Genomic DNA, 20798 nt, shown 5'->3' with positions numbered 1-20798 from the left:
GCTATCGAGGCTTGGCCAAGAACAAGAGCCGGCTCTATCTGTTGGCGGCCTTCAGCAATCTGCTGATGGCAAGGAAAGAGCTGCAGGTATAGGGGCAGTGAGCCCAGATGACGCCCCACAGGGGGGGAAGATCCAAAATGGCCGGAAAAACACTCTGAATATTCGGCCATATATCGTCGAGAGTTTGAATTACCTCAGAACCTTGGGGTTATTCAGACTCTCCCTAGTAAACTTGTGGCGATTCACATAGACTAACCGGCAACAGCCATTGCAAACGCGGCTGGGTTTTGCAGCCGCAAAACGATATCTGCATCGTTAGCGAAAGAGATCTTAGTTCCCTCCCCGATGAACTCGACCCTTCTTACGTCAGAGAGCTTCACTCTGCGGATAAGATCAAACCTGGTAACAGAAAAGGTGAAAGGGCTGTTGGTGTTTCTAATACACAACTCCTTCTCTGTCACGATGACGTCAACAAATCCCCGGCCTTGTTTTAGCTTTGACAGTATATTCTTTTTCGAATAACCGGATACATGCAACTCCCTGAACTTGGCTTGGGATAGATCCAGATTATTGAACATCGCTTTTATTCTTCTATTTGAGAAATAGAAAGAAGCCAGATTCCATACCAGGATAAGCACTACCATCAGGAAAAAAACAATAGGGTAGCTGTCCAGGTAATTCGACGTTTCAGTCATCGCTTAACCAATAAATAAGTTATTCTGTGTGAGAAGAACACTGATACCTCCGGTGTGTTGATTACATGCATGCCAACACTTATCAATCCTAAGTGGCTGAACCAGCCTCCACCAACTCCCTCACTTCTTTAAAGAACGAAGGGGTTTCCCCAAAGTTGCTTCTGTCTATAACAAAAACGCCAACTAACAACGGAACCAGCATCCAACGCACAATTACAATTTTCTCCGTGCCTTTGTCTTCAATCAACAAGAACCAGGCCTTCTCGTAGAAGAAACTTTCACGGTTTGCTTTGATGACTTTGGACTCTTTGATAATCCGCGCCTTTCGAAATCCAGAAATCCACAACAGAAAGGTCTTCTGAACAGGTATAACTTACTACAAATCGTTGCCACTTTGACGATCCTCGACCCCAGGCCAGATTTTTCTATTGATGGACAACTTATATAGCCGCTCACTCATTTAAATATCGCCAGATAGTCTTCTTCATTCATGGCAACCGCCTCCCATTCAAGTTGAGCGGCCACGAGCGATAAACTGATCGAACCATACAGATTCATTTGCCAGGCAGTGTCGTCCTCACTCAACTGATCCAGACGATCCTGTAGCGACAGAGATAGTTCCTGCTTTGACTTTTCCTAGATCAGTGTTTCATATATTGAGTGAAGATCATTACTTTGGATGCAGCCCTCACAATCCAGATTGAAAGACACGACCTGACGGCATCTGATAATAACCTTCCGGTATTCCCCTTCCACAGTGCCATAGACGAAAAACGTCATGAGTACTTCAGGAAAACGATCCAACTGAAGTAACAAATCGGCGTTGTCCAGAAGTGAACGACAGATATCCCTAAGCTGCTTATCTTTCGGTTCCACTGACTCTCTCACTGATGTAATACAACGCGCGAAAGTTATAACGATTCCCAGCCAAATGGAAGGATAAAACACGGCAGGATTGGATATGCTTTCAGGCCAATGTTCAACCTGTCTAACCTGGCCTATTATTTATACAGGTCTGGCCTCACTTGAAGAGGTTGCTCCCAAGCGCTTATCACTCGACAGAGCAAAGGAACCACGGACATGGCCCCAAGTGCAGCAAATCAGTATTCAGCCTGGGTTTATTGTTTACCCACCGCCAAAACCAGCATGGACTTCCGGGCAGGTACCCGGATTCCGTTGGATACTTTTGTGACGAGAAACTACACCAGCCAGATATCTCTTAATGATTTTGTATTGATTTGGGAACAGGTGAATTTGATTGCTCTGGGGTTGGTGATTCCCTTTAGTAGCAATGACAGTAGCAATGAATCAGACAGCCGCGAGTTTGATGGCACCGTCTCCTTTGCTCAGTCCAAGGCACAAGAAGAAAACAATCGGCTGGACGAAAAACTGGGACCAGGATTAGGGATACAGGTCATCCAGCAGATTGATCCAGGACTGAATTACGAAGAAATCGCCGGCACCGGTATTTTTGATACGTTCGACCCGTCAACCCCGGATGCGCGGTTAATTCCTCTCACGGAGCGTCAATGGCATGAAATATTAAACCTATTGGAAAAACGGATCGACATTGAGTCGTTTAAAAGCCTCTTCGCCCAACTTGGTCCTTATCAGGAAATCCCGGTGGCATCGGAAGAGCCGGGCGACGAACCCAAACCAGCCCCCCCTGGACCAAAACCCGACCCCAAAAAAACGATAAACGACCTCGATCACAAAACAGGTATCAGCTACGACTCCCCATTCACCGAGGACGAACTCAGCCGCTCGCCAATCGCCCAGGGTTTGGCGGTCACTTTGAACAACCTGTACCGGGATTCCCGAGAAGATGCGAAGGACAGTTTCCGTATTCATCTACATGGCATGTGGGGATCAGGGAAATCCACGTTTATGCGTTTATTGGGATTTGCCCTGCAACCCTCACGAACCCGGAAAGATCCGGATGCTCACAAATATATCTCCCTGTTACCTGAGTCAGCCAAACATCAGGACTGGGTTATTGTGAATTTCAATGCCTGGCAGCAGCAGCGTCTGGAACCGATCTGGTGGTCGCTTTATCAAACCATTTATTCAGAAACCTGTGACAGCCTTTTTACCTCTCCCTCCTTTGATCTGACTGACGAGGAGATAGCAAGAAACCAATGCCGTCACAATATTCAGAATGCTGAAAAGCAATGGCGGGAAAGCTTTCGGGGACCGTGGAAAAGCCTCGCTGCCCTGGGGGTCGTTACCACGATCATTGCGCTGATCATGATATTTACAGGCAAAGACGCAACCACCACCAAGAATATCCTGGGTCTTCTTCTGTCCGCGTTTTCCATTCCCCTGGTGGTGTTTAATCTCTACAAGCTGAGAGAACAGGACCCGGCCCAGGCATCACGGCAGGAGGCCACCGTCTTTGCGCGTAAAAATGACGACCCTCTGCAAGCATTAAGAACCCGGTTCAAGGCGCTCGTGACTGAAGTGAATGGACCAATCATGGTTTACGTGGATGATCTGGACCGCTGCAACGCAGACTATGTCATCGAGTTGCTGGAAGTGATCCAGACCGTATTTAACGATTCCCGGGTGTACTATTTGATCGCGGCTGATCGGCGCTGGGTGCACACTGCCTACGAAACCGTGTACCCGGACATGATGGAAAGCATTCGGGAACCTGGCAAGGATATGGGCTCGCTGTTTCTGGAAAAGATTTTTCAGATGGATGTGACGATTCCCGAAATCAGCCAGGAGCAGAAAGCTACCTATTTCGATACTCTGCTGGCCCGCCAGAAAGACGGTATGATTCCAGACTCCACTAAACCCACCGTCGAGGAAATCACCCGGGAAACCTCCGCGGGCGTGGACGCCATGTTACTGCGCCTGACCAATCCGGATCTTCATCCGGTGATGCGTCAGGCCATCAGCAACAAAGCCGCCGTTGAAATTAATTCCCGTGAAGCTCAAAAGCAATTGGAGCATTTTCTTAAGCCCTTTGGGACTTTTCTGGCCAGTAACCCCCGAGCGATGAAGCGGTATGTGAACGCCTATACCATGATTCTGACGATTGGACTGGTCCTCTGCCCTACTGAGCTGGGCGACGAAGATAATCAGAAAAAACTGGCGTTGTGGATGATCATCATTACCCGCTGGCCATCCGCGATTGAGCAGATTCGCATAGCGGTCACCCATGATGCCGCGCTGGATTTTCAGAACAACGATGCTCTGAAATCCATTGACCCTGATCTGTTTGCCCGAGTCTGGAATGGGAACGCTGAAAACATTAACGTCTCTCTGGACTCTGAATCAGCATTGCTGTTCCTGAGGCTGACACACAGAACCTGATCAGGCATCTCAGAGAGATACTGGACATACAAACACAGAAAGGTTTTGGAGCGAGCTTTCCCTGCACACCTCAGCAGAGGCTGTGCAGGGAAGTGTTCTGAGAAAACAGATGAATTTAGTTGAGTGCTTGAGCCTTACGAGCTTTCTCAAACACCTTCTTCATATTCTCAAGGTTTTCCTTGGCGGGTTTAAAATTGATTGGTTCTACTTTTTTTTGAGCTTGAGCGGTTTGTTCTGATTTTGGCGGTGTCATCATTTTTATAACCTCCTGGTATGGGTAGCGGTATATCCATATTCCTTAAGCCTGACCCCAACAGCCCCATGGAATCCGGGCGGTCCTTGTTGTTGAAATTACCCCTGTGAGGGACAGCCGTCTATGATTCATACTCACTATGCCAATTGACATAATCTGAATCGACATAGCTCCCCATGCGCCTTTTTTAATATAGGCACTTTTACGTAGATATCAATAAAACATATATCAACAACGACGAAAAGTGAAATCACTGTAATGCATATGTAACAATGGTTTCAGTCATTTTAGTTTGCATTGTAAACCGATCCGCCATGCGGGATATTTGATCTCGCTCAAGCATGGCACTGCTTTATATGATGTTTCGTCACATCCCCCAAATAAGAGCCTACCTCAAAAATAATTAATCATTTCGCGTGTAATTACGTCTATAAAACACACCATAAAATTTGCTATTTTTGCGCATTCACGTTTTCTGTCGTATGTCCGCTCCTACAGACAATCGCTCAGAGCACATTGCAGGATGCAGAGCCACTGCTTTGTCAGCATACCGACGCACCTGTTTGCAGGACCAAAGAAAGGAACCCTTGATATGAACCCGCGCCCAGTCTTTCTGGTACTGGCATGTTGCCTTAGCTTGCCTACGCTTCATGCCAATGCCGAAGTGAAAACCTATGGCGGTGCCCATGTCGGCATGCTTAATTTTGAAGTTGATGATGTTGCTTTCCGTCCCTGGTTTGCCGGGCTTCAGGCCGGCATGCAGACCGAAAGTGGCGCAGGTATGGAAATAGCCGCCGCTACTGGTGTTGTGGACGATGAGTCCAACAAGACAGAAATGTCCTTGAACTACAGCGCGCAGGCATACCTGACTTATTCACTTTACGATGATTTTGACGGCCCCCGAAGAGGCCAGCTGCTTCTAGGCGGCGGTTACGCCATCTTTGACACCAACACCAATGCCGGTTCATCTGACTATCCTGGAGACCAAAGCTGGGATGGTCCCGCTCTGATGATTCGTTATTCCGAGTACCTGCCTTCTTACCCCAAGGTCAATCTGGCGGCCAGCTACGAACATTACTACCTGGATGGCAAGCTTTCCGTCGCTCAATTTACCCTGGGGGTGTCCTATGACTTCTAACACTCAAAACCGTTTTATGAAAACCCTGCTATCCTCCGCCATTTTGGGTAGTACACTACTTTTAGCTGCCTGTGACAACGCCCAGGAAGCGAGCAAGCTCGATGAAGCCATCGACGTGGCAGAAGAAGAGATCGTGTCACTCACTATCAGCTCCGAAAACGATAAAATAATTTTCGAACCCAGCGAAAGCTGGCAGTTCACTGCAATAGGAAAAGACGCTGACGGCAAGGAAGTGGATATCAGTGAGAAGGTCAACTGGTCATTGTCTGACGGCGACAATGCCTCCTTCGATGATGACGGCACACTGACCACCAAGAACTTCACCGGACTGCAAACAGTGAACGCCAACATCAAATGGGGTCAGTTTGAGGACTCTCTTGAGATCACACTCTCAGACGCTTCTCTGACCGACTTAGCCGTCACTGTCACACCTTCAACAATCGACGAATGTCAGTCTGCCGAACTCACTGCTACAGGCACCTATGACGATGGCAGCAGCCGCTCCCTGGGCGATGTAACCTATGAGTCAAAGGATACCAACGTCGCCACGGTTGATGACGATACGTTAATTACTCACGTATCCGGCAATGTCGATGTCTCCGGAACCAAATCCGGTATCAATTCTGGTGACACGCCGGTCACTGTCTCCGATACACTGGCAGAGATCAATATCAACAAGGGAACCTCCGTTTCCATGCGCACCGGTGGAACCCTGGTCTTGAGCACTACCGGCGACTACAGTGATGGTCAGAATGGTGTGAATATCACCAAAGCAACCTCCTGGGACTCCTCAGAGCCCAGTATCGCCACCGTCAGCAGCTCCGGCACCATTACGGCCAAAACCATCGGCGATACTGTCGTCACCGCAAGCTGTGGTGGGTTGGAGAAGACGATCAATGTCGCCGTTCTGGACGTCACCGACATCATCATCGTCAGCCCAACCTCCAGTGAACTGGACCCGGAGGATACGGTTCAACTGCAGCTTTACGAAGTATTGTCTGACAACTCACGCGGTACGAATGATCTTGCCGATGAAGACAAGGTCATCTGGGAAATTGAGGTAGGTGACGAGATAGCCGACATCAATGACGAAGGTAAAGTCACCATGGCGGACAGCTTTGACGGCTACAGCAAGAGCTTTATCCGCATTACAGTGGACTATGGCGAGTATGACGACGAGATAGAGTTGTTTATCAACGATTAACCCGGCAGACTTACAGAGTCTGGCAATTGCTGACACCACTGGAGTTAATTCCAGGCGGTGTCAGCGTTCTGATCATTAAACAACAATAAGGAACATCAATTATGGCAGGTAAACTTCCAGGAAAACATGGTGACAGCCTCGACTATGGCATGATCAATCATCTTCTTATCACCCTTTCTGTCGGTGTTGTTTTGGGTATTCTGTTGTTTGGGTTTGTGCTTTAACCGGGATGTCCAACTGATAGTTTGATTCCCGGCAGTATGCTACCAGTCTGTATGGCATTAGAATTAGCGACGTTCATTGGTCTCATAAAGTAAACCGTTTTGACAGATCCTTATACACCCCCCGAGTCTGATGTCACTGTGGCCGACGACTCGGTTCCCCGTAAAATTGGCTGGAAGATTTTCTTCTGGGTCCTGTTCCTGATAGAAGCCACATACTTGATTTCTGAAGTGGTAGAACCAACAGAAGAATTGCAGATACTTGCCGTTGAAGTTGTTGTGTACTTCTTTACCTTTCTCGGTATTTTTGGCTACGCCTACAATAGAAAGTTCTTTTTTCAGAAGTTCTGGGGGTATTTCATTCCAGTTGCAGTGCTTTGGGATGTTTATTCACTAGTTGAAGTCGCCACTCTGGAGTTTGAGATTCCGATTGAGTATTTTATTTATTATGGATCTATAGCGATCGTTGTGTTCCCGCTATTGGCCTTGCAGTATCTGGCGCTTTATAAATACCGTTTCCACTCGCCCTATATCTGGAACCGATAGCCGTGCCAGTAGGTTTAAGAGAAATCAGGTCAGCATCACAGCCAACAGTCCTGAGATAACAATTCCGTCGAAGGTACCCGCCCCCCCAATACTGGCCATCCCCACCTGAACTTTGCGGATTTTCCCCAAATTCATCAGGTCCGCGCCTATCACCGGCCCCAGAACACCCGCACAAAACGCTACCGGAGGTGCCATTTCCGGCGCCATAATCCAGGCAGAGATCGCTGCTACCGGCCCGGGTACAAAGGTCGGCATCACGACCCCTACATTTTCTACCGGGCGTGAGCTCCAGAAACAGACTGCCACATTGATGACCACCGCCGCCACCAGCGGCAGCGCCACTTCCGGCCCCACCGCCAGAATTCTGAGCACTTCATAAACCACCAATAACATGGGAATCACGAATCCCCCTACATTGACGGCAATAATCCGTTCACTCAGTTGGCGTTCCAACTGTGGCCAGTACCGCTGCGCTCGCCAGATATCCAGAGGGTGGCGAGAAAGAGGATTGCTGACAGGTTCTCTCAGCACCGGAATATTGATGAGCGACCCCACGAACATGAAAAACACGACCCAGGGTGCGAGGAAAGGATCAATACCCAGTTTTGCCAGCGCGACCGTCATGATGTCGATAAACAGAAACGGCAGCATAATCAGCAATAGCAAAACCAGAATGGGAAACATGCCCAGCGGCATTACCTGTCATCCTCCTTGTAATTTTCGAAAAACCTTTCGTACCTTTCACAGCCAGTTATCAGTCGCATACCCGGCCAGCCTGTTAGCGACTGGTCTCATGAAATCCTGTTTCCGGGGCATAACGATAATGACCGGTCACATCATATTGGAACAACATGTCTTCAAGTACAGGGCCACGTCCTATGTAGTGAACAATCATCGGTCGGCCGCTGACGGGGTGAATGCGCTCCGTCACAATACCAATATGGAGAAGGTTCCCTGGCAGCATCCAGGTCACGAGATCTCCGGGTTGATAATCCTGTGCGGACTGGCTGACCGCCAAACGCGTTCCATGCCGCTCGAAAAACACCTGCAGATTGGGCACCCGGCGGTGATCAATATTGGTATCGGTTGAAGACAACCCCCAGATTTTTCTTGAGGGATAAGCATCAAAATTGGCCTTCATGTCCTCATGGACCAGTTGCTGCAGATCAATGCCCAAGCTGCGATATGTACGAATCACCACATCAGTACAGACACCCAGGTGAGCCGGAACGTCGCCGTTAGGATAGTCAATGGCGAGATAGGCTCCGTCATAGCGGACCTGATGCTGTGTCCGCTCCAGCGCCGCGGCCACCAACGCCTGCTCAAATGAGGCGAGACTGCTCCCTGCCAGAAGGATCCCCGCCAGTAATATCAATCGTCTCATTCAGCTCTATTACCCTTTCAGTCAGCTTAGCGGTTAATCTTTCATAACTAACAGTACGACTCTCAGGGTATACCGGTTAATAGGCTATAGAAAAGCTCCTGGGAGCCCCTAATCAGAAAGAAAATATTCAAAGAAGTGATAACGGTCCTGCTCAGGATGCAAGGAGCGGGAGTAACGACTGAAGTCCACTGTGGTCCAGTAATCCGGAGAAACTTTCTGCATCACACGATCAACATTGTCGCTGCTGGCCAGAGACATGGGAGACTTAATGGTCAGTCCCAATAAAGGGGCAAAATCAACCCCGTTGAAGTAGTCAAACAATAAAATGGTGATCCACCCCACCTCGGTAAAATGTCCACCCAGGCTGATTTCAAGCTGGTGTTCTCTGACCGCCTGAAGGCCGGCATCGGACCAGTCAATTCCAGCATAAAGTAACGGAGCATTTTTTGCGACAGATCTGGTCGCCATTGCCATCAGATCACTGGCAGACCACACCAATTGCAGCGAAGGGTAACGCTCCAACATCGTTGGTACACGTTCAACTACCCCATCCCACAACCAGTTGGTATGGAGTAGGTGCTTCAATTCAAGTTGTTCTGAATGCTCTGACAGAAACTGGTTCAGACCATCCTCCCGATCCCTTGCAGCCATGGAATCCAGAGCGCCATTCACCGCCAGCAGTTCATACTTTTTCTTATTCGGCCAAACCTGCCGGGCACGCTGAAGGAGTTCCTGGGCCACCACATATCCGGCTGCCACGTCATCTGGATACATATGCCCCAGCCAGTTTGGATATCGTTCTGATCTGGGTTCTCCCAGCCATTTCTGGTCTCTTGCCGACACTCGGGTGTTTACCAGGAAAATCGGAATCTTTTTTTGGCGGGACAAGTCCAGAAGCTTTTCAGTGATGGTAAAAAAATATCCCACGATAAGGGCTCTGGGAGGATGTTCCCTTTGTAATGCCTTTTGCCCCAGGTCCAGCATGGTAAAGCGTTCGTTATTACCTGCCAGAACTTCCAGCCGTATACCCAGATCTTCCGCTACCTGCCCGGCAAATTGAGCCGTTTTCCCCCAAAACCAGTTATCCATGGGCGAAGGAGAAATAAAAGTAATGTAATCAGACTCCGACAACGGCGTAACACCTGATTCGTCTGCCCGGATTTCAGCAGATAATGTCAGGGTACAAACAAGCACCAGCAAACATTGACGAACTACAAACGTCAGTCTCATGCCTTACCCATATCAGAAAAGCTCACATCAGGAAGGTTATTCATTAAGCTTGGTTGAAAATTGTCCACTTGTAAAAGTCCTTATCATTAAACATAGGCAGTTTTGCTAATCCCCCAGAAATTCCCTACATTTAGCCGGAGATGACATAAAGAGACCCCCGGCAGCATCCATGGCGACCATCAACGAAGTATCAGCATTGGCAAAAGTATCCATATCCACGGTATCCCGAGTGATCAACAATACCGCTCCGGTAAAGGAAAGCACTCGTGAACGAGTGTTCGACGCCATGCGGCAGTTGGGATACCAGCCCAATCTGTTCGCCCAGGGACTGGTCACCAACCGGACCCGGAACATCTCTCTGGTACTGACCGACCTTACCAGCGCCTACTTCGCCCCTTTGATCAAGAGCCTGGAAAGATCACTTCGCTCGGCGCGATACAACCTGACGGTCTCTATCGAAAATACCACCTACGACGAAATGCGGGACACCTTCCTCAGCCAGGTCAATCGTCGCAGTGATGCAGTGATACTGTTTCCCCATTGCCTGAGCGATGATGAAATCCGGAGCCTGAGAGAAGAAGGACCGCCCATGGTGCTGCTGAACCGTTATCTTCCGGAGCTTCCCGGTCAATGTATCCAGATAGATAATGCTCTGGGCAGTCGGTTCGCCGTTGAGCATCTGATCCAGCAGGGACATCGCCACATTGCCTGCATCACAGGCATCTCGAATAACCCGGAAACCACTGAGCGTCTGGCTGGTTATCGGAAAAGTCTTAAGCAGCATGGTATTCCCTACCAAACAAAACTGGTTGTGGAAGGTGATTTTACTGTTGCCGGTGGATACGATGCCGCCTGCCGCTTACTGGCAGGCAACAAGCCCTGTTCTGCTATCTTTGCCAGTAATGACCAGATGGCAGCGGGCGCAATGAAAGCCTTGCGGGAAAATGGAAAACGCGTCCCAGGGGACATTTCTTTGGTGGGGTTCGACGATGTGGAATATGCAGGACTGCTGAGCCCTTCCCTGACCACAGTCAGACAACCGGTTGAAGAAATGGGTCACAAGGCCGCTGAAATTGCCATCGCCCTCAGTCAGGGCAAAACCGACCTGCCTGCATTGACTCCCTTTACTCCCACTCTTGTGATTCGGGAGTCCGTTGCCTCTGTAGAGTGATATATCCTGTTCCGCAGGATAGGCTTTGCAAGATAGTGTTAAGAGTTTGTTACAATTTTTCATTCTTTTGATTTAGCTGACTTTTTCACCTCTTCCTCCGCTCTAAAAGGCTTGCCTGACAGCCTGAGACATTGACCTGATGCTTCTCAGGCTGCATTTTATGAAAGCGCTTTCATTTAAATATTGCAATTAGGATCACGACGCTAACAATAAAAAGGTGACACCTCATGTCAAAAAGTAAGTCAGAACATTTATTGAGACACAGCTACTTGAGGCCGGGATTACTGATGACTGTTTTCCTTTCTCTCACTCTGCTGGGCTGCAAATACGAGCCGGGTAAAGACTACTACGACGAGTATGAAGACTGGCCAAGCATACAAAGCAAGATTACAACCGATCCGGAAATGGAGGCTCACATACAGTATCTGGTGGCGCAAATGTCCCTGGAGGAAAAAGTCGGTCAAATGATTCAGGCAGAACTCCAGCATGTGACCCCGGAAGATGTCCGCGAATACCATCTGGGGTCGATCCTCAATGGCGGCGGTTCATGGCCGGATACCAACAAATACGCCAGCGTCCAGGACTGGCTCAGCATCGCCGATGCTCTGTGGGAAGCTTCCATGGATGACTCCGACGGGCATGTCGCCATTCCCATTATCTGGGGAACGGACGCGGTCCACGGTCACAGCAATGTGGTTGGTGCCACCCTGTTTCCACACAATATTGGCCTGGGTGCTGCCAACGACCCCAAATTGATCCGCAAGATCGGCCGCATTACCGCCAAAGAAGTGGCAGTCACCGGTATCGACTGGACTTTTGCTCCAACGCTCGCGGTGGTTCGAGATGATCGCTGGGGCCGGACTTATGAAGGTTATTCCGAAGAAGGCAGAATCGTGTTCGATTACGCGGGTGAAATGGTGAAAGGCCTGCAAGGGGACCTCGGCGAGGATCATGTTGTGGCCACGGCAAAGCACTTCATCGGTGACGGCGGCACCCTGAATGGCAACGATCAGGGCGATACCCAGGTGGATGAAAACACTCTGATCAACCTCCACGCCCAGGGCTACTACTCATCCCTGTATGAAGGTGCCCAGACCGTCATGGCCAGCTTCAATAGCTGGAACGGCGACAAAATCCACGGCAATGGTTACCTTCTTAATGATGTCCTCAAAGGTAAGATCGGTTTCGATGGCCTGATTGTTTCTGACTGGAACGGTATCGGCCAGGTTGACGATTGCAGCGAAACGGACTGCGTCCAGGCGATCAATGCCGGTATCGACCTGTTTATGGTGCCCTACGAAAACGACTGGAAGGCGTTCTACCAGAACACGATCATCGCAGTAAACACCGGCCAGGTCAGTATGGAACGCATCAATGATGCCGTTACCCGGATTCTGCGGGTCAAAATGCGCGCTGGCCTGTTCACTAAGCCCAAGCCCTCAGAACGTCAGCTGGCAGGTAAAGAAGAACTGATGGGAGCCGAAAGTCACCGCAAAGTGGCCCGGGAAGCCGTCAGAAAATCACTGGTATTGCTGAAAAACAGCGACGGCATTCTGCCCTTGAGCCGGGATGCCCGGATTCTGGTCGCCGGTAAATCTGCCGACAGTCTCTCCAACCAAAGCGGTGGGTGGACCATTTCCTGGCAGGGAACGGCGCTTGATGAAGAAAAAGATTTTCCCGGCGCCACCTCCATTTTGGAAGGCATTCAGTCTGTCGCTGACAATGTAACTTTTGATGAGAGCGGTCTGGCAGCCGACCCCAGCTTGCACGATGTTGCAATCGTGGTCATCGGTGAAACACCTTACGCCGAAGGCCTGGGTGATCTGGAAGGCGCCAAAACCATGGAGCATGCCAGAAACTACCCGGAAGACCTGGAAACCCTTGAGACTCTAAAAGCTTCCGGTGTGCCGGTGGTGACGGTATTTGTTTCCGGACGCCCACTCTATACCAACAAGGAACTGAATCGCTCGGACGCCTTCGTCGCCGCCTGGTTGCCAGGCAGTGAAGGTCAAGGCGTTGCCGATGTCTTGTTCCGCAACCAGAATGGGCACATCCGCCACGACTTCACTGGAAAGCTCTCCTACTCCTGGCCGTCCGCCCCTTGCCACACGCCTCTCAATAAAGATGATGAGGACTATCAGCCGTTGTTCCCATTCGGCTATGGCCTGACCTATGAAGATACAGATACTTTAGGTGACGACCTTACAGAAGAAGACAGAAACTACGGCTGTAACCAGTCAGAACCTGGCACTGGAGACACCACGGATGACCCGCTTAACCTGTTCGTTAACGGTTCCAACCAGGACAACTGGGTCATGCGTATCGGCGCACCCTCAAACTGGGGGGGGGGTGATGTCAGCATGGATCCTGCAGCCACAACGGTTATGGACGGTGGCGAAGTAGAAGTCTCTACTGAAGACGGACTCATCCAGTTCAGCGCCAAACGAGTGAAATGGAATGACGTTGGACAGGTGTATCTGCAAAATTCTGACGTCAGCCTGGGCCAGGATATGACCACATACTACAACTCGAAAACCTCCATCAGTTTCCGGGTGAAAGTAAACGAAGCCCCGGCTGGAGATGTCACCCTGTCGAGCCACTGCATTTATCCATGCCTGGGTGAAGTGAATATCGGCGATACACTGAAATCTTTGCCTGTCGGCGAATGGCAGACCATCAATATTCCGCTGATCTGTCTGGTCAATGACGGTCTGGATTACGCATACGTCAACACGCCTTTCCTGCTATATTCCAGCAGTACTGCAGATCTCTCTCTGGAAGAAATCACCTGGCAACCCAACACGGCCCCCGAGGAGGTGGACTGCAGCGATCTCACACCTGACACCCTGGCACTCACCGGACCAACCACCGTCTATTCGGACAGCATGGAAAATCCGGAGATATTCTCGCCAGTGGGTGTTTGGGGAGTATCAAGCTGGGAACCTTATACCGAAGATCCCGGTTTCGTTACCGTCGACCCAGCGTTCGATGATGGAGGCAATACTGTCGTGGATGTTCTCTTCGGCAATCCGGCGCCAGAGCATGCCGCCAAAGGGGTAGTCTTCTTCAAACCCACCGCAACACTGGATGTCAGTGCAACCAGCATGATCAGCTTCGATATCAAGGTGATTGATTTTGCTTCCAGCACAGGCATTGTCGCCAAAACCGTTTGCGATGGTGAATGTGGTACAGGAGACATCGTAATCCTGGATAACCTGTCCACACCTAATGTGTGGCATCATGTGGAAATCCCGTTTGCTGATTATCCTCAACTGGACACTAGTTCGGTAACGTCAGTCCTGGAAGTTCTACCGGTATGGGATTCGGAAATGCGGAATGTCCATTTCCAGTTGGATAATATTCGCTTTGAGTAAAAGCGCATAGAGTAGATGCTTAGAATAGCAGTTTGACTGCCAGCATCAGGTAAACAGGACTTAAAGAGGGACAGCTCCGTCAGTCCTTGAATGTGCGGGGCAGACTGGCATTCGTGTCAGACTGCCCCGCTCTATCAGAGTCAACCACCAGCTTTATCTGCTGGAAGAATCGTCAAACCAATTACCATGAAATCCATAGGGCACCCTGTGCGGAATATGCACCCGGGCCACGGGTCCCTGCATAAGAGCCATGGCATTAAATATCCACAGGTCACTGGTATCTTTATTCTGATCATATCCATAGGACAGCAGATAACCGTTTCCTTCCTGCGCCCCCACTGGCACAAAGACAGGTTCACCAAACAGGACAGCCTCATCAGGGCGAAAGGTCTCCATACGTCCCCAAAGATGATCGTATCGGCTGATTGAATCAAAAATAAAACCGGGTAAATGCGGGTTCAGTGTCGATGCCAGGTAAGCATATCGATAGGGTTCTGTGGTCCATCGCTCATCAATTCGCGGAAATTCAACATTCAGGTCGCTTAGCCTGTCTCTTAGCAATACACCGTTTTCCAGATTCAGGCTGATGCGATTCAGGGTATTCAAATAGGAAATTGAATCGTCAGCAAATGCCTGGGCATCAGCCGGTATATCATCCATCAGTACCATATCCAGGACAATGCGCCCGCGTTTTTCATACGCATTCACCACATGCATGCCGAGGATGGCGTCATCACGAAAGATTTTAACAATCTCTCCACTTAGGCGATTAAGCACATAGTAATAGCTTCCCAGTTCCGGCTCCCACTGAAAAATCGGTTCACCTCTCTGCACTCTTTCCATAGACCAGGTTAGTGGGTATACCGGGAATACCGCATAGTTTTGAGTCATCGCAAAGTCATGCATTAATGCCGCATACGGGGGACGGAAGCTGGTTATCAAGCGCGCCCGACCTGACGAATCCAGCACGGAATAATCCACCAGTCCATCCGGTGTGATATAAGAAAAGCCGTATAATTCACCACTCTTGGGGCTCAACTTGGGATGAGCTGTGAAAGTTTGCCTGATAATTCCACCAAATCGATCGGGCACGGCATCCCCTTTTGCCGCATCCATGATCGCGAAGGGTGGTGATCCTTCATTCAACGCCAACATCCGCCCGGCATGCTCAATAACATTCGTATTTGCAGTGAATGAGGGAACATTTTCAAACTCCGCCTCCACCAATGCGATATCTCTCATGCCCGGAAAAACGGCCCTGCCCTGCTCTCGTTCGCATAAAAACCTTGGCGTTCTGATATAACAATTCATATAACCGGCTTTACCATTACGCAGACTAAGTGTGTGCAGCATGCCGTCACCACTGTACATGTGATAGTTATCCGACCAGATAAACTGCGGATTAGGGCCATTGCGAACAAAACGACCATTCAGCTCAGGAGGTATTACGCCGGTAACGGACAAATCCGAGAGTGTGGCTTCATTATGCTGAGCCTTGAACACACCGTTGAGGAAGGGGTTTGATGAAGCGGTCATCATGAACGCACCTCCCGACGTCTGTTTGCCGGTTGAGTTATCGGTTTGGAAAACTGTCCTTCCACCCAACTATCAAGAAGACTTAGCCGGGCTTTTCTGTCACGAGGCTGTACCAGATCATAGCCGATGGCTTCCCACTCTCTAGCGTCCGGGTCTAAACCAAAGCTGCGGATGTAGGCAGCCTCACAAATATAATACTGACTTTGCCGACCTTTTTTGTAGGGTAGCAGGTATCTTTGCGGGCTTTCTCGAGACTCTTCCAGTAGCCTTTTGGCTTCGTCATAGCTGGCATACCAGTGATTGAGATATCCTGCTGAATAGCGGGCTGCAAGTTCGTCCATCACGCTGGTTTCGAAGTCAGATGTGAAGTCTGCCCATTGTCGAAATCCCTGCTCCAGCGCCATCACATTCAGACAATGCTTCAGCTTTACCAGATGTGGCAAATCAGATAGATCGGATGAGGAAAATAAATCGAGTTGTTGGATTCGTTGCAAAGCCTCCGGATTTCCGTAGCGGATCTCCTTCAATAGAATAGCGGCCTGATGACGATAACGGGTGAGACTCAATCGTTTCATAAAATGCACCTTTTGCGCAGTCACCCACCAACACTGCCTGGTCCATTTTACTGGATTGTCTGGATTTTCAGATAAAACGAGGTGAGATGCTCTTTTGTGGGTACAGGCGTCCTCGGCAACCTGATGCCCATACTAAAACTTTAACGACAGAAGTCAACATACAAAAATAGTCAGAGCTGATCCGCCGCTCCAAAGCTGACGCAACCGGGATTATTGAAGAAAACAGCCCCCGTTAACTAACGAGACTATTAAAGCTGGGAACGGCGGGATACGATTTCCGCCAGTATTGAAAGAGCAATTTCCGGCGGCGTACGCGCACCGATATTCAGTCCGACAGGCCCCTTAATTCTGGCTATCTGCTGGTCATCGGCTCCCTGCATCTTTAGCCATTCCAGGCGCTGCGACTGAGTCCGCAAACTGCCCATGGCCCCAATGTAAAAACAATCGCTGTTGATCAGATTCTGCAGAATCGGCCCCTCCCATTCATGTTCATGGAACAGCAGGGCCGCCGCTGTCCAACGATCACACCACTGAGGATCAAAGAAATCAGGCCGGCTCAACGGGATCACTCCCGGCAGGGTCTCCTGTGGGTCGGGCGACAGCGCCAGTACCTCAAATCCAACCGCAGGTGCCAGCATGACCAATTGCCGAAACACCTCCCCTCGACCAAATGTCAGAACACGCGTTGCAGGCTGATAGGTCCGGAATAAAGTATGGCCATCCAAGCGGCTGGCAATGCTTCGATGACCGGAACAGGGCTCCAGTTGCAGATAGGTTTCAGGTTGTTCCGATGAGACTTCCAGCCCACGATCCAGGTCCACACTTAACAGCACTGGTATCCGCCGGTTCTGATACAGCTGAATATCTTCGATAATCTGTCGTTCTATCTGGGTATCGATAAATACATCGATCCCAGAACCACAAGGTAGACGAATATCAAAATAGGGAGAGTCCTTGCCGTAGCGCAGCTTCCGATTACGGCCTTCATTCATCGCCAGAATGGATTCATGCACCAGCGCAGCCTCGACACAGCCTCCGGAAATCAGCCCCACGTAGACACCATCATCCCTGACCGCCAATTGACTTCCCAGTGGCCGGGGCGACGATCCATCGATCCCTACCAGTGTGACCAGGGCAACGCGATGCCCCTCAGCCAGCCACCGGCAGGCCGAGGGGATGACATTTTCCACGAAGGATGGAGTTTCTGGAGTCACCGTCTTTACCACTCTTCAGTCAATACTTGGCTGTAGCGCCTACCGGATTGGTCAGGCAGGCTTACATTATCAAGTCGTTAAAGGGAAGCTTACGGGGCATTTTACCTGTTGCGGCAAACAACGCATTTGCCACTGCAGGTGCCGCCACCGGAGTCCCCGGTTCGCCGACGCCTGTAGGAGGTTCAGCCGATTTGACAATGTGAACCTCCACATCCGGCATCTGATTGATTCTCAAAACCTGGTAATCATGAAAGTTCGACTGCACCACCTCTCCATCTTTCAGCGTGATTTCACTTACCAGCGCCGGCGACAGTCCATATCCGATCCCACCTTCCATCTGTGCCCTGATAATATCCGGGTTAATGGCCAGGCCACAATCTACGGCACAGGTGATCTTGCGAATAAGGAACTGATTGTTACCTGCTTCTTCAATTTCTGCGACCTGGGCCACATAAGAGTTGAAAGACTCATGTACCGCGACTCCCCGATACCGGCCCTTCGGCAGAGGTTGCCCCCAGCCGGCTTTTTCCGCTGCCAGCTTCAGAACGCCTAAATGTCGAGGGTGTTCCTTCAATAAGTGCTCACGGTAGGCCACCGGATCTTTACCTGCGGCTTTGGCCAGCTCATCAATGAAAGTCTCGGTGGAATACGCGGTGTGAGTCGATCCCACCGAACGCCACCAGAGCGGTGGAACGCCTTCTTTCACTGTATGCAGATCCACCTTGAAATTAGCAATGTGGTAGGGCAGATTGGAGGCGCCTTCCACTGACGTGGGGTCAATTCCATTTTGCATCATGCCTGCAAAAGCAGTTCCCGCCACAATAGACTGGCCGACGATCCGGTGGCTCCAGGCTTTCGGATAACCTTCCTCATCCAAAGCAGCGACCAACTGATGGACATACATGGGACGGTAATACCAGCCACGGGTGTCATCTTCGCGGGTCCAGACCAGTTTAATTGGCACGGCATCAGGATAGGCTTTCGCAATCTGCGCCGCTTCCACCACATAATCTGAATGACCGTTAGCTCGTCGACCAAAGCTGCCACCGGCAAACAGCATGTTGATTTTGACCTGCTCCGGTTTGATGCCAAATACTCCGGCGACCTGCATCTGGTCAGCGGTTTGCAGTTGCGCGCCGTACCATAATTCTATCCCCTGGGGACGACGCTGGATCACGCAGTTCATTGGCTCCATCGGAGCATGGGCAAGAAAAGGAAATTCATAGACCGCATCGAAACGTGATTCTGACTCTGCGTATGCCTTGTCGAAGTCACCCTTACTAACGACAGGGTCTCCCGGCCTATCCAGCAATGCTTTATAGCTCTGCAGAAGCTCTTCCGATCCCTTGCTGAAAGACTGGCTGTCATCCCAGGTAATCTTGAGTGCATCCCGTCCTTTCTTGGCAGACCAGAAATCCCTGGCCAGCACGGCAACACCTGCATCAATGTTTAGCACCGCGACAACACCGGGCACCTTTGTGGCTGCAGAGTTATCAACACTCTTCACTTTGCCACCGACTTTAGGTGAATGCGCAATTACTGCAGTCAACATTTCTGGGAGTTGAATATCCTGAGTAAAAATGGCCTGACCGGTTGTCTTACCCGAATCTTTGCGCTCGGGAGAATGCCCGATCAGCTTGAACTGCTCGGGGCTTTTCAACTCTACGGTTTCAGGCACCTGCTGCAGCGCCGCCAGCTCCGATATATCACCAAAAGTCATGCGGCTGGAAGAAGGTTTATGGTGAATGATCCCCGAGTCTATAGTGACTTCCCGGCCAGGAACTTCCCAGAAGGACGCGGCCGCCGCTACCAGCATGGCACGAGCCTTGGCACCGGCTTCACGCATTTGGGTATAGGAGTTGGCCATGGCAGTGCTGCCACCGGTGCCCTGAACGGGTCCCCAGAACAGGTTGTTATAGCGATTGGCATCAGCCTCGGCACCCTCCACTTTTACCTGATCCCAATCGGCGTCCAGTTCTTCCGCCAATAACGTTGCCAGACCTGTAAAGGTTCCCTGCCCCATTTCAATATGTTTACTGATAATGGTCACTTTGTTGTCTGGACTAATCCGCACAAACGCATTGGGGGTAAATTCATCTGCCGCGGCGATACCGGTCGTTATCCCTGGTCCTGATTCAGCAGCTGCGGCCAGGGAAGGCAGTGTCATGGCAAGGGTCAGCCCGGTGCCGCCCTGAGAGCTCTTACGGATAAATGATCTACGACTCAGTGGTTGATTCAGCATGGTCATTTTGGGACACCTCCTTATGCTAATTTGGTCGCCGCATCTTTGATGGCGGCGCGAATCCGGACATAGGTAGAACACCGGCAGATATTGCCGGACATGAAATTATCAATGTCTTCGTCGCTGGGCGCAGGATTACTTTCCAGCAAAGCCACGGCCGACATGATCTGACCGGACTGACAGTATCCACACTGAACAACAGCCTTGTCGTCCCAACTGGTCTGAACTGCTTTCGCCACCCTGGAATTAACGCCTTCGATAGTGGTCACATTCTGACCTGCCACACTGCCAACCGGCGTGACACAGGAGCGGATGGCATTGCCATTCAGATGAACAGTACAGGCACCACACTGCGCCATACCACAGCCGTACTTGGTGCCGGTTAGATGAAGATGATCGCGAATAGCCCATAATAAGGGCGTGTCTTCCGCTACCTCCAGTGTGTGTTTCTCACCATTGATCGTCAGTTCGATTCCCATTGCTCTCCCCTACAAATAATCACTCCCCAGGGACACAACAATGCTCATGTTCCAGAAGGAGGGTCAATCTCTCATCAATTATTTAAGGAGAGTCTGAATAACCCCAAGGTTCTGAGGTAATTCAAACTCTCGACGATATATGGCCGAATATTCAGAGTGTTTTTCCGGCCATTTTGGATCTTCCCCCCCTGTGGGGCGTCATCTGGGCTCACTGC

The 20798-nt window shown here is 50.3% G+C and carries 20 protein-coding genes; 7 read left to right on the top strand and 13 right to left on the bottom strand.

Translation table 11 applies throughout. The annotated features are described in order from the left end of the window. Positions 1-251 precede the first annotated feature (251 nt). The 4 genes from F566_RS0102365 to F566_RS0102350 all read right to left on the bottom strand — a co-directional run bounded on the left by F566_RS0102365 (position 252) and on the right by F566_RS0102350 (position 1571). The gene (locus F566_RS0102365) at positions 252-695 is read right to left on the bottom strand and encodes a hypothetical protein (RefSeq protein ID WP_020405374.1); all 444 of its coding nucleotides are present in this window, start codon (positions 693-695) and stop codon (positions 252-254) included. Positions 696-783: 88 nt separating this feature from the next. Then, entirely contained in the window at positions 784-1041 is a 258-nt protein-coding gene (locus tag F566_RS0102360; RefSeq protein ID WP_020405373.1) for a hypothetical protein, read from the bottom strand. Between the two features lie 110 nt (positions 1042-1151). Further along, positions 1152-1280: a hypothetical protein gene (locus F566_RS37850; RefSeq protein ID WP_020405372.1), complete on the bottom strand. Its 129-nt coding sequence runs from the start codon at positions 1278-1280 to the stop codon at positions 1152-1154. Positions 1281-1331: 51 nt separating this feature from the next. Continuing rightward, the gene (locus F566_RS0102350; RefSeq protein WP_026179695.1) at positions 1332-1571 is read right to left on the bottom strand and encodes a hypothetical protein; all 240 of its coding nucleotides are present in this window, start codon (positions 1569-1571) and stop codon (positions 1332-1334) included. A 204-nt stretch (positions 1572-1775) separates the two neighbouring features. On the opposite strand from F566_RS0102350, the gene F566_RS0102345 reads away from it, so the two are divergent. Beyond that, complete coding sequence (locus F566_RS0102345) at positions 1776-4016, top strand: KAP family P-loop NTPase fold protein (RefSeq protein WP_020405370.1); 2241 nt, start codon at positions 1776-1778, stop codon at positions 4014-4016. 115 nt (positions 4017-4131) lie between these two features. On the opposite strand, the gene F566_RS36700 is transcribed toward F566_RS0102345, so the two are convergent. Beyond that, complete coding sequence (locus F566_RS36700) at positions 4132-4272, bottom strand: hypothetical protein (RefSeq protein ID WP_020405369.1); 141 nt, start codon at positions 4270-4272, stop codon at positions 4132-4134. A gap of 589 nt (positions 4273-4861) precedes the next feature. On the opposite strand from F566_RS36700, the gene F566_RS0102335 reads away from it, so the two are divergent. From F566_RS0102335 to F566_RS0102320, 4 genes are all read left to right on the top strand, one after another. Next, positions 4862-5407 (top strand): outer membrane beta-barrel protein, encoded by a 546-nt coding sequence (locus F566_RS0102335; RefSeq protein ID WP_020405368.1) that lies wholly within the window; start codon positions 4862-4864, stop codon positions 5405-5407. Then, entirely contained in the window at positions 5397-6611 is a 1215-nt protein-coding gene (locus F566_RS0102330; RefSeq protein ID WP_020405367.1) for an Ig-like domain-containing protein, read from the top strand. The genes F566_RS0102335 and F566_RS0102330 overlap by 11 nt, the downstream gene beginning before the upstream one ends. Before the next feature lie 101 nt (positions 6612-6712). Beyond that, positions 6713-6835: a hypothetical protein gene (locus F566_RS37845; RefSeq protein WP_020405366.1), complete on the top strand. Its 123-nt coding sequence runs from the start codon at positions 6713-6715 to the stop codon at positions 6833-6835. A 99-nt stretch (positions 6836-6934) separates the two neighbouring features. Then, positions 6935-7378: a hypothetical protein gene (locus F566_RS0102320; RefSeq protein WP_026179693.1), complete on the top strand. Its 444-nt coding sequence runs from the start codon at positions 6935-6937 to the stop codon at positions 7376-7378. Positions 7379-7402: 24 nt separating this feature from the next. Here F566_RS0102320 and F566_RS0102315 read toward each other — a convergent pair whose 3' ends face one another. The 3 genes from F566_RS0102315 to F566_RS0102305 form a co-directional block, all read right to left on the bottom strand. Beyond that, positions 7403-8074 carry a DUF1614 domain-containing protein gene (locus F566_RS0102315; protein ID WP_020405364.1) on the bottom strand — a complete coding sequence of 224 codons (672 nt, stop codon included), beginning with the start codon at positions 8072-8074 and terminating at the stop codon, positions 7403-7405. A gap of 82 nt (positions 8075-8156) precedes the next feature. Further along, the gene (locus tag F566_RS0102310) at positions 8157-8762 is read right to left on the bottom strand and encodes a DUF1287 domain-containing protein (protein WP_020405363.1); all 606 of its coding nucleotides are present in this window, start codon (positions 8760-8762) and stop codon (positions 8157-8159) included. Positions 8763-8870: 108 nt separating this feature from the next. Then, complete coding sequence (locus F566_RS0102305) at positions 8871-9992, bottom strand: ABC transporter substrate-binding protein (RefSeq protein WP_020405362.1); 1122 nt, start codon at positions 9990-9992, stop codon at positions 8871-8873. Between the two features lie 169 nt (positions 9993-10161). On the opposite strand from F566_RS0102305, the gene F566_RS0102300 reads away from it, so the two are divergent. Both F566_RS0102300 and F566_RS31660 read left to right on the top strand, forming a co-directional pair. Next, on the top strand, positions 10162-11163 hold the full coding sequence (locus tag F566_RS0102300) for a LacI family DNA-binding transcriptional regulator (RefSeq protein WP_020405361.1): 1002 nt from the start codon (positions 10162-10164) through the stop codon (positions 11161-11163). Between the two features lie 227 nt (positions 11164-11390). Beyond that, positions 11391-14537 (top strand): glycoside hydrolase family 3 protein, encoded by a 3147-nt coding sequence (locus F566_RS31660; RefSeq protein ID WP_020405360.1) that lies wholly within the window; start codon positions 11391-11393, stop codon positions 14535-14537. A 153-nt stretch (positions 14538-14690) separates the two neighbouring features. Here F566_RS31660 and F566_RS31655 read toward each other — a convergent pair whose 3' ends face one another. The 5 genes from F566_RS31655 to F566_RS0102270 form a co-directional block, all read right to left on the bottom strand. Beyond that, complete coding sequence (locus tag F566_RS31655; RefSeq protein WP_020405359.1) at positions 14691-16076, bottom strand: carotenoid oxygenase family protein; 1386 nt, start codon at positions 16074-16076, stop codon at positions 14691-14693. Continuing rightward, positions 16073-16648, bottom strand: a complete 576-nt coding sequence (locus F566_RS0102285; RefSeq protein ID WP_020405358.1) for a hypothetical protein — start codon at positions 16646-16648, stop codon at positions 16073-16075. The genes F566_RS31655 and F566_RS0102285 overlap by 4 nt, the downstream gene beginning before the upstream one ends. Before the next feature lie 248 nt (positions 16649-16896). Next, a complete protein-coding gene (locus F566_RS0102280; protein ID WP_157496582.1) occupies positions 16897-17862 on the bottom strand; it encodes an XdhC family protein in 966 nt (321 codons plus the stop codon). A gap of 61 nt (positions 17863-17923) precedes the next feature. Then, the gene (locus tag F566_RS0102275; protein ID WP_020405356.1) at positions 17924-20110 is read right to left on the bottom strand and encodes a xanthine dehydrogenase family protein molybdopterin-binding subunit; all 2187 of its coding nucleotides are present in this window, start codon (positions 20108-20110) and stop codon (positions 17924-17926) included. Between the two features lie 14 nt (positions 20111-20124). Beyond that, a complete protein-coding gene (locus F566_RS0102270) occupies positions 20125-20583 on the bottom strand; it encodes a (2Fe-2S)-binding protein (RefSeq protein WP_020405355.1) in 459 nt (152 codons plus the stop codon). Positions 20584-20798 lie beyond the last annotated feature (215 nt).

This window comes from Hahella ganghwensis DSM 17046 (genome assembly GCF_000376785.1).
Lineage (GTDB): Bacteria > Pseudomonadota > Gammaproteobacteria > Pseudomonadales > Oleiphilaceae > Hahella > Hahella ganghwensis.
Note: the sequence above shows the minus strand (reverse complement) of the source record. Positions and strands in the feature narration are given on the sequence as shown.

What these genes read in the sequence shown, in the direction of transcription:
- F566_RS0102365 (WP_020405374.1), bottom strand. Translation starts at nt 695, where the DNA reads ATGACTGAAACGTCGAATTACCTGGACAGCTACCCTATTGTTTTTTTC.
- F566_RS0102345 (WP_020405370.1), top strand. Translation starts at nt 1,776, where the DNA reads ATGGCCCCAAGTGCAGCAAATCAGTATTCAGCCTGGGTTTATTGTTTA.
- F566_RS36700 (WP_020405369.1), bottom strand. Translation starts at nt 4,272, where the DNA reads ATGATGACACCGCCAAAATCAGAACAAACCGCTCAAGCTCAAAAAAAA.
- F566_RS0102335 (WP_020405368.1), top strand. Translation starts at nt 4,862, where the DNA reads ATGAACCCGCGCCCAGTCTTTCTGGTACTGGCATGTTGCCTTAGCTTG.
- F566_RS0102330 (WP_020405367.1), top strand. Translation starts at nt 5,397, where the DNA reads ATGACTTCTAACACTCAAAACCGTTTTATGAAAACCCTGCTATCCTCC.
- F566_RS37845 (WP_020405366.1), top strand. Translation starts at nt 6,713, where the DNA reads ATGGCAGGTAAACTTCCAGGAAAACATGGTGACAGCCTCGACTATGGC.
- F566_RS0102315 (WP_020405364.1), bottom strand. Translation starts at nt 8,074, where the DNA reads ATGCCGCTGGGCATGTTTCCCATTCTGGTTTTGCTATTGCTGATTATG.
- F566_RS0102310 (WP_020405363.1), bottom strand. Translation starts at nt 8,762, where the DNA reads ATGAGACGATTGATATTACTGGCGGGGATCCTTCTGGCAGGGAGCAGT.
- F566_RS0102305 (WP_020405362.1), bottom strand. Translation starts at nt 9,992, where the DNA reads ATGAGACTGACGTTTGTAGTTCGTCAATGTTTGCTGGTGCTTGTTTGT.
- F566_RS0102300 (WP_020405361.1), top strand. Translation starts at nt 10,162, where the DNA reads ATGGCGACCATCAACGAAGTATCAGCATTGGCAAAAGTATCCATATCC.
- F566_RS31660 (WP_020405360.1), top strand. Translation starts at nt 11,391, where the DNA reads ATGTCAAAAAGTAAGTCAGAACATTTATTGAGACACAGCTACTTGAGG.
- F566_RS31655 (WP_020405359.1), bottom strand. Translation starts at nt 16,076, where the DNA reads ATGATGACCGCTTCATCAAACCCCTTCCTCAACGGTGTGTTCAAGGCT.
- F566_RS0102285 (WP_020405358.1), bottom strand. Translation starts at nt 16,648, where the DNA reads ATGAAACGATTGAGTCTCACCCGTTATCGTCATCAGGCCGCTATTCTA.
- F566_RS0102275 (WP_020405356.1), bottom strand. Translation starts at nt 20,110, where the DNA reads ATGACCATGCTGAATCAACCACTGAGTCGTAGATCATTTATCCGTAAG.
- F566_RS0102270 (WP_020405355.1), bottom strand. Translation starts at nt 20,583, where the DNA reads ATGGGAATCGAACTGACGATCAATGGTGAGAAACACACACTGGAGGTA.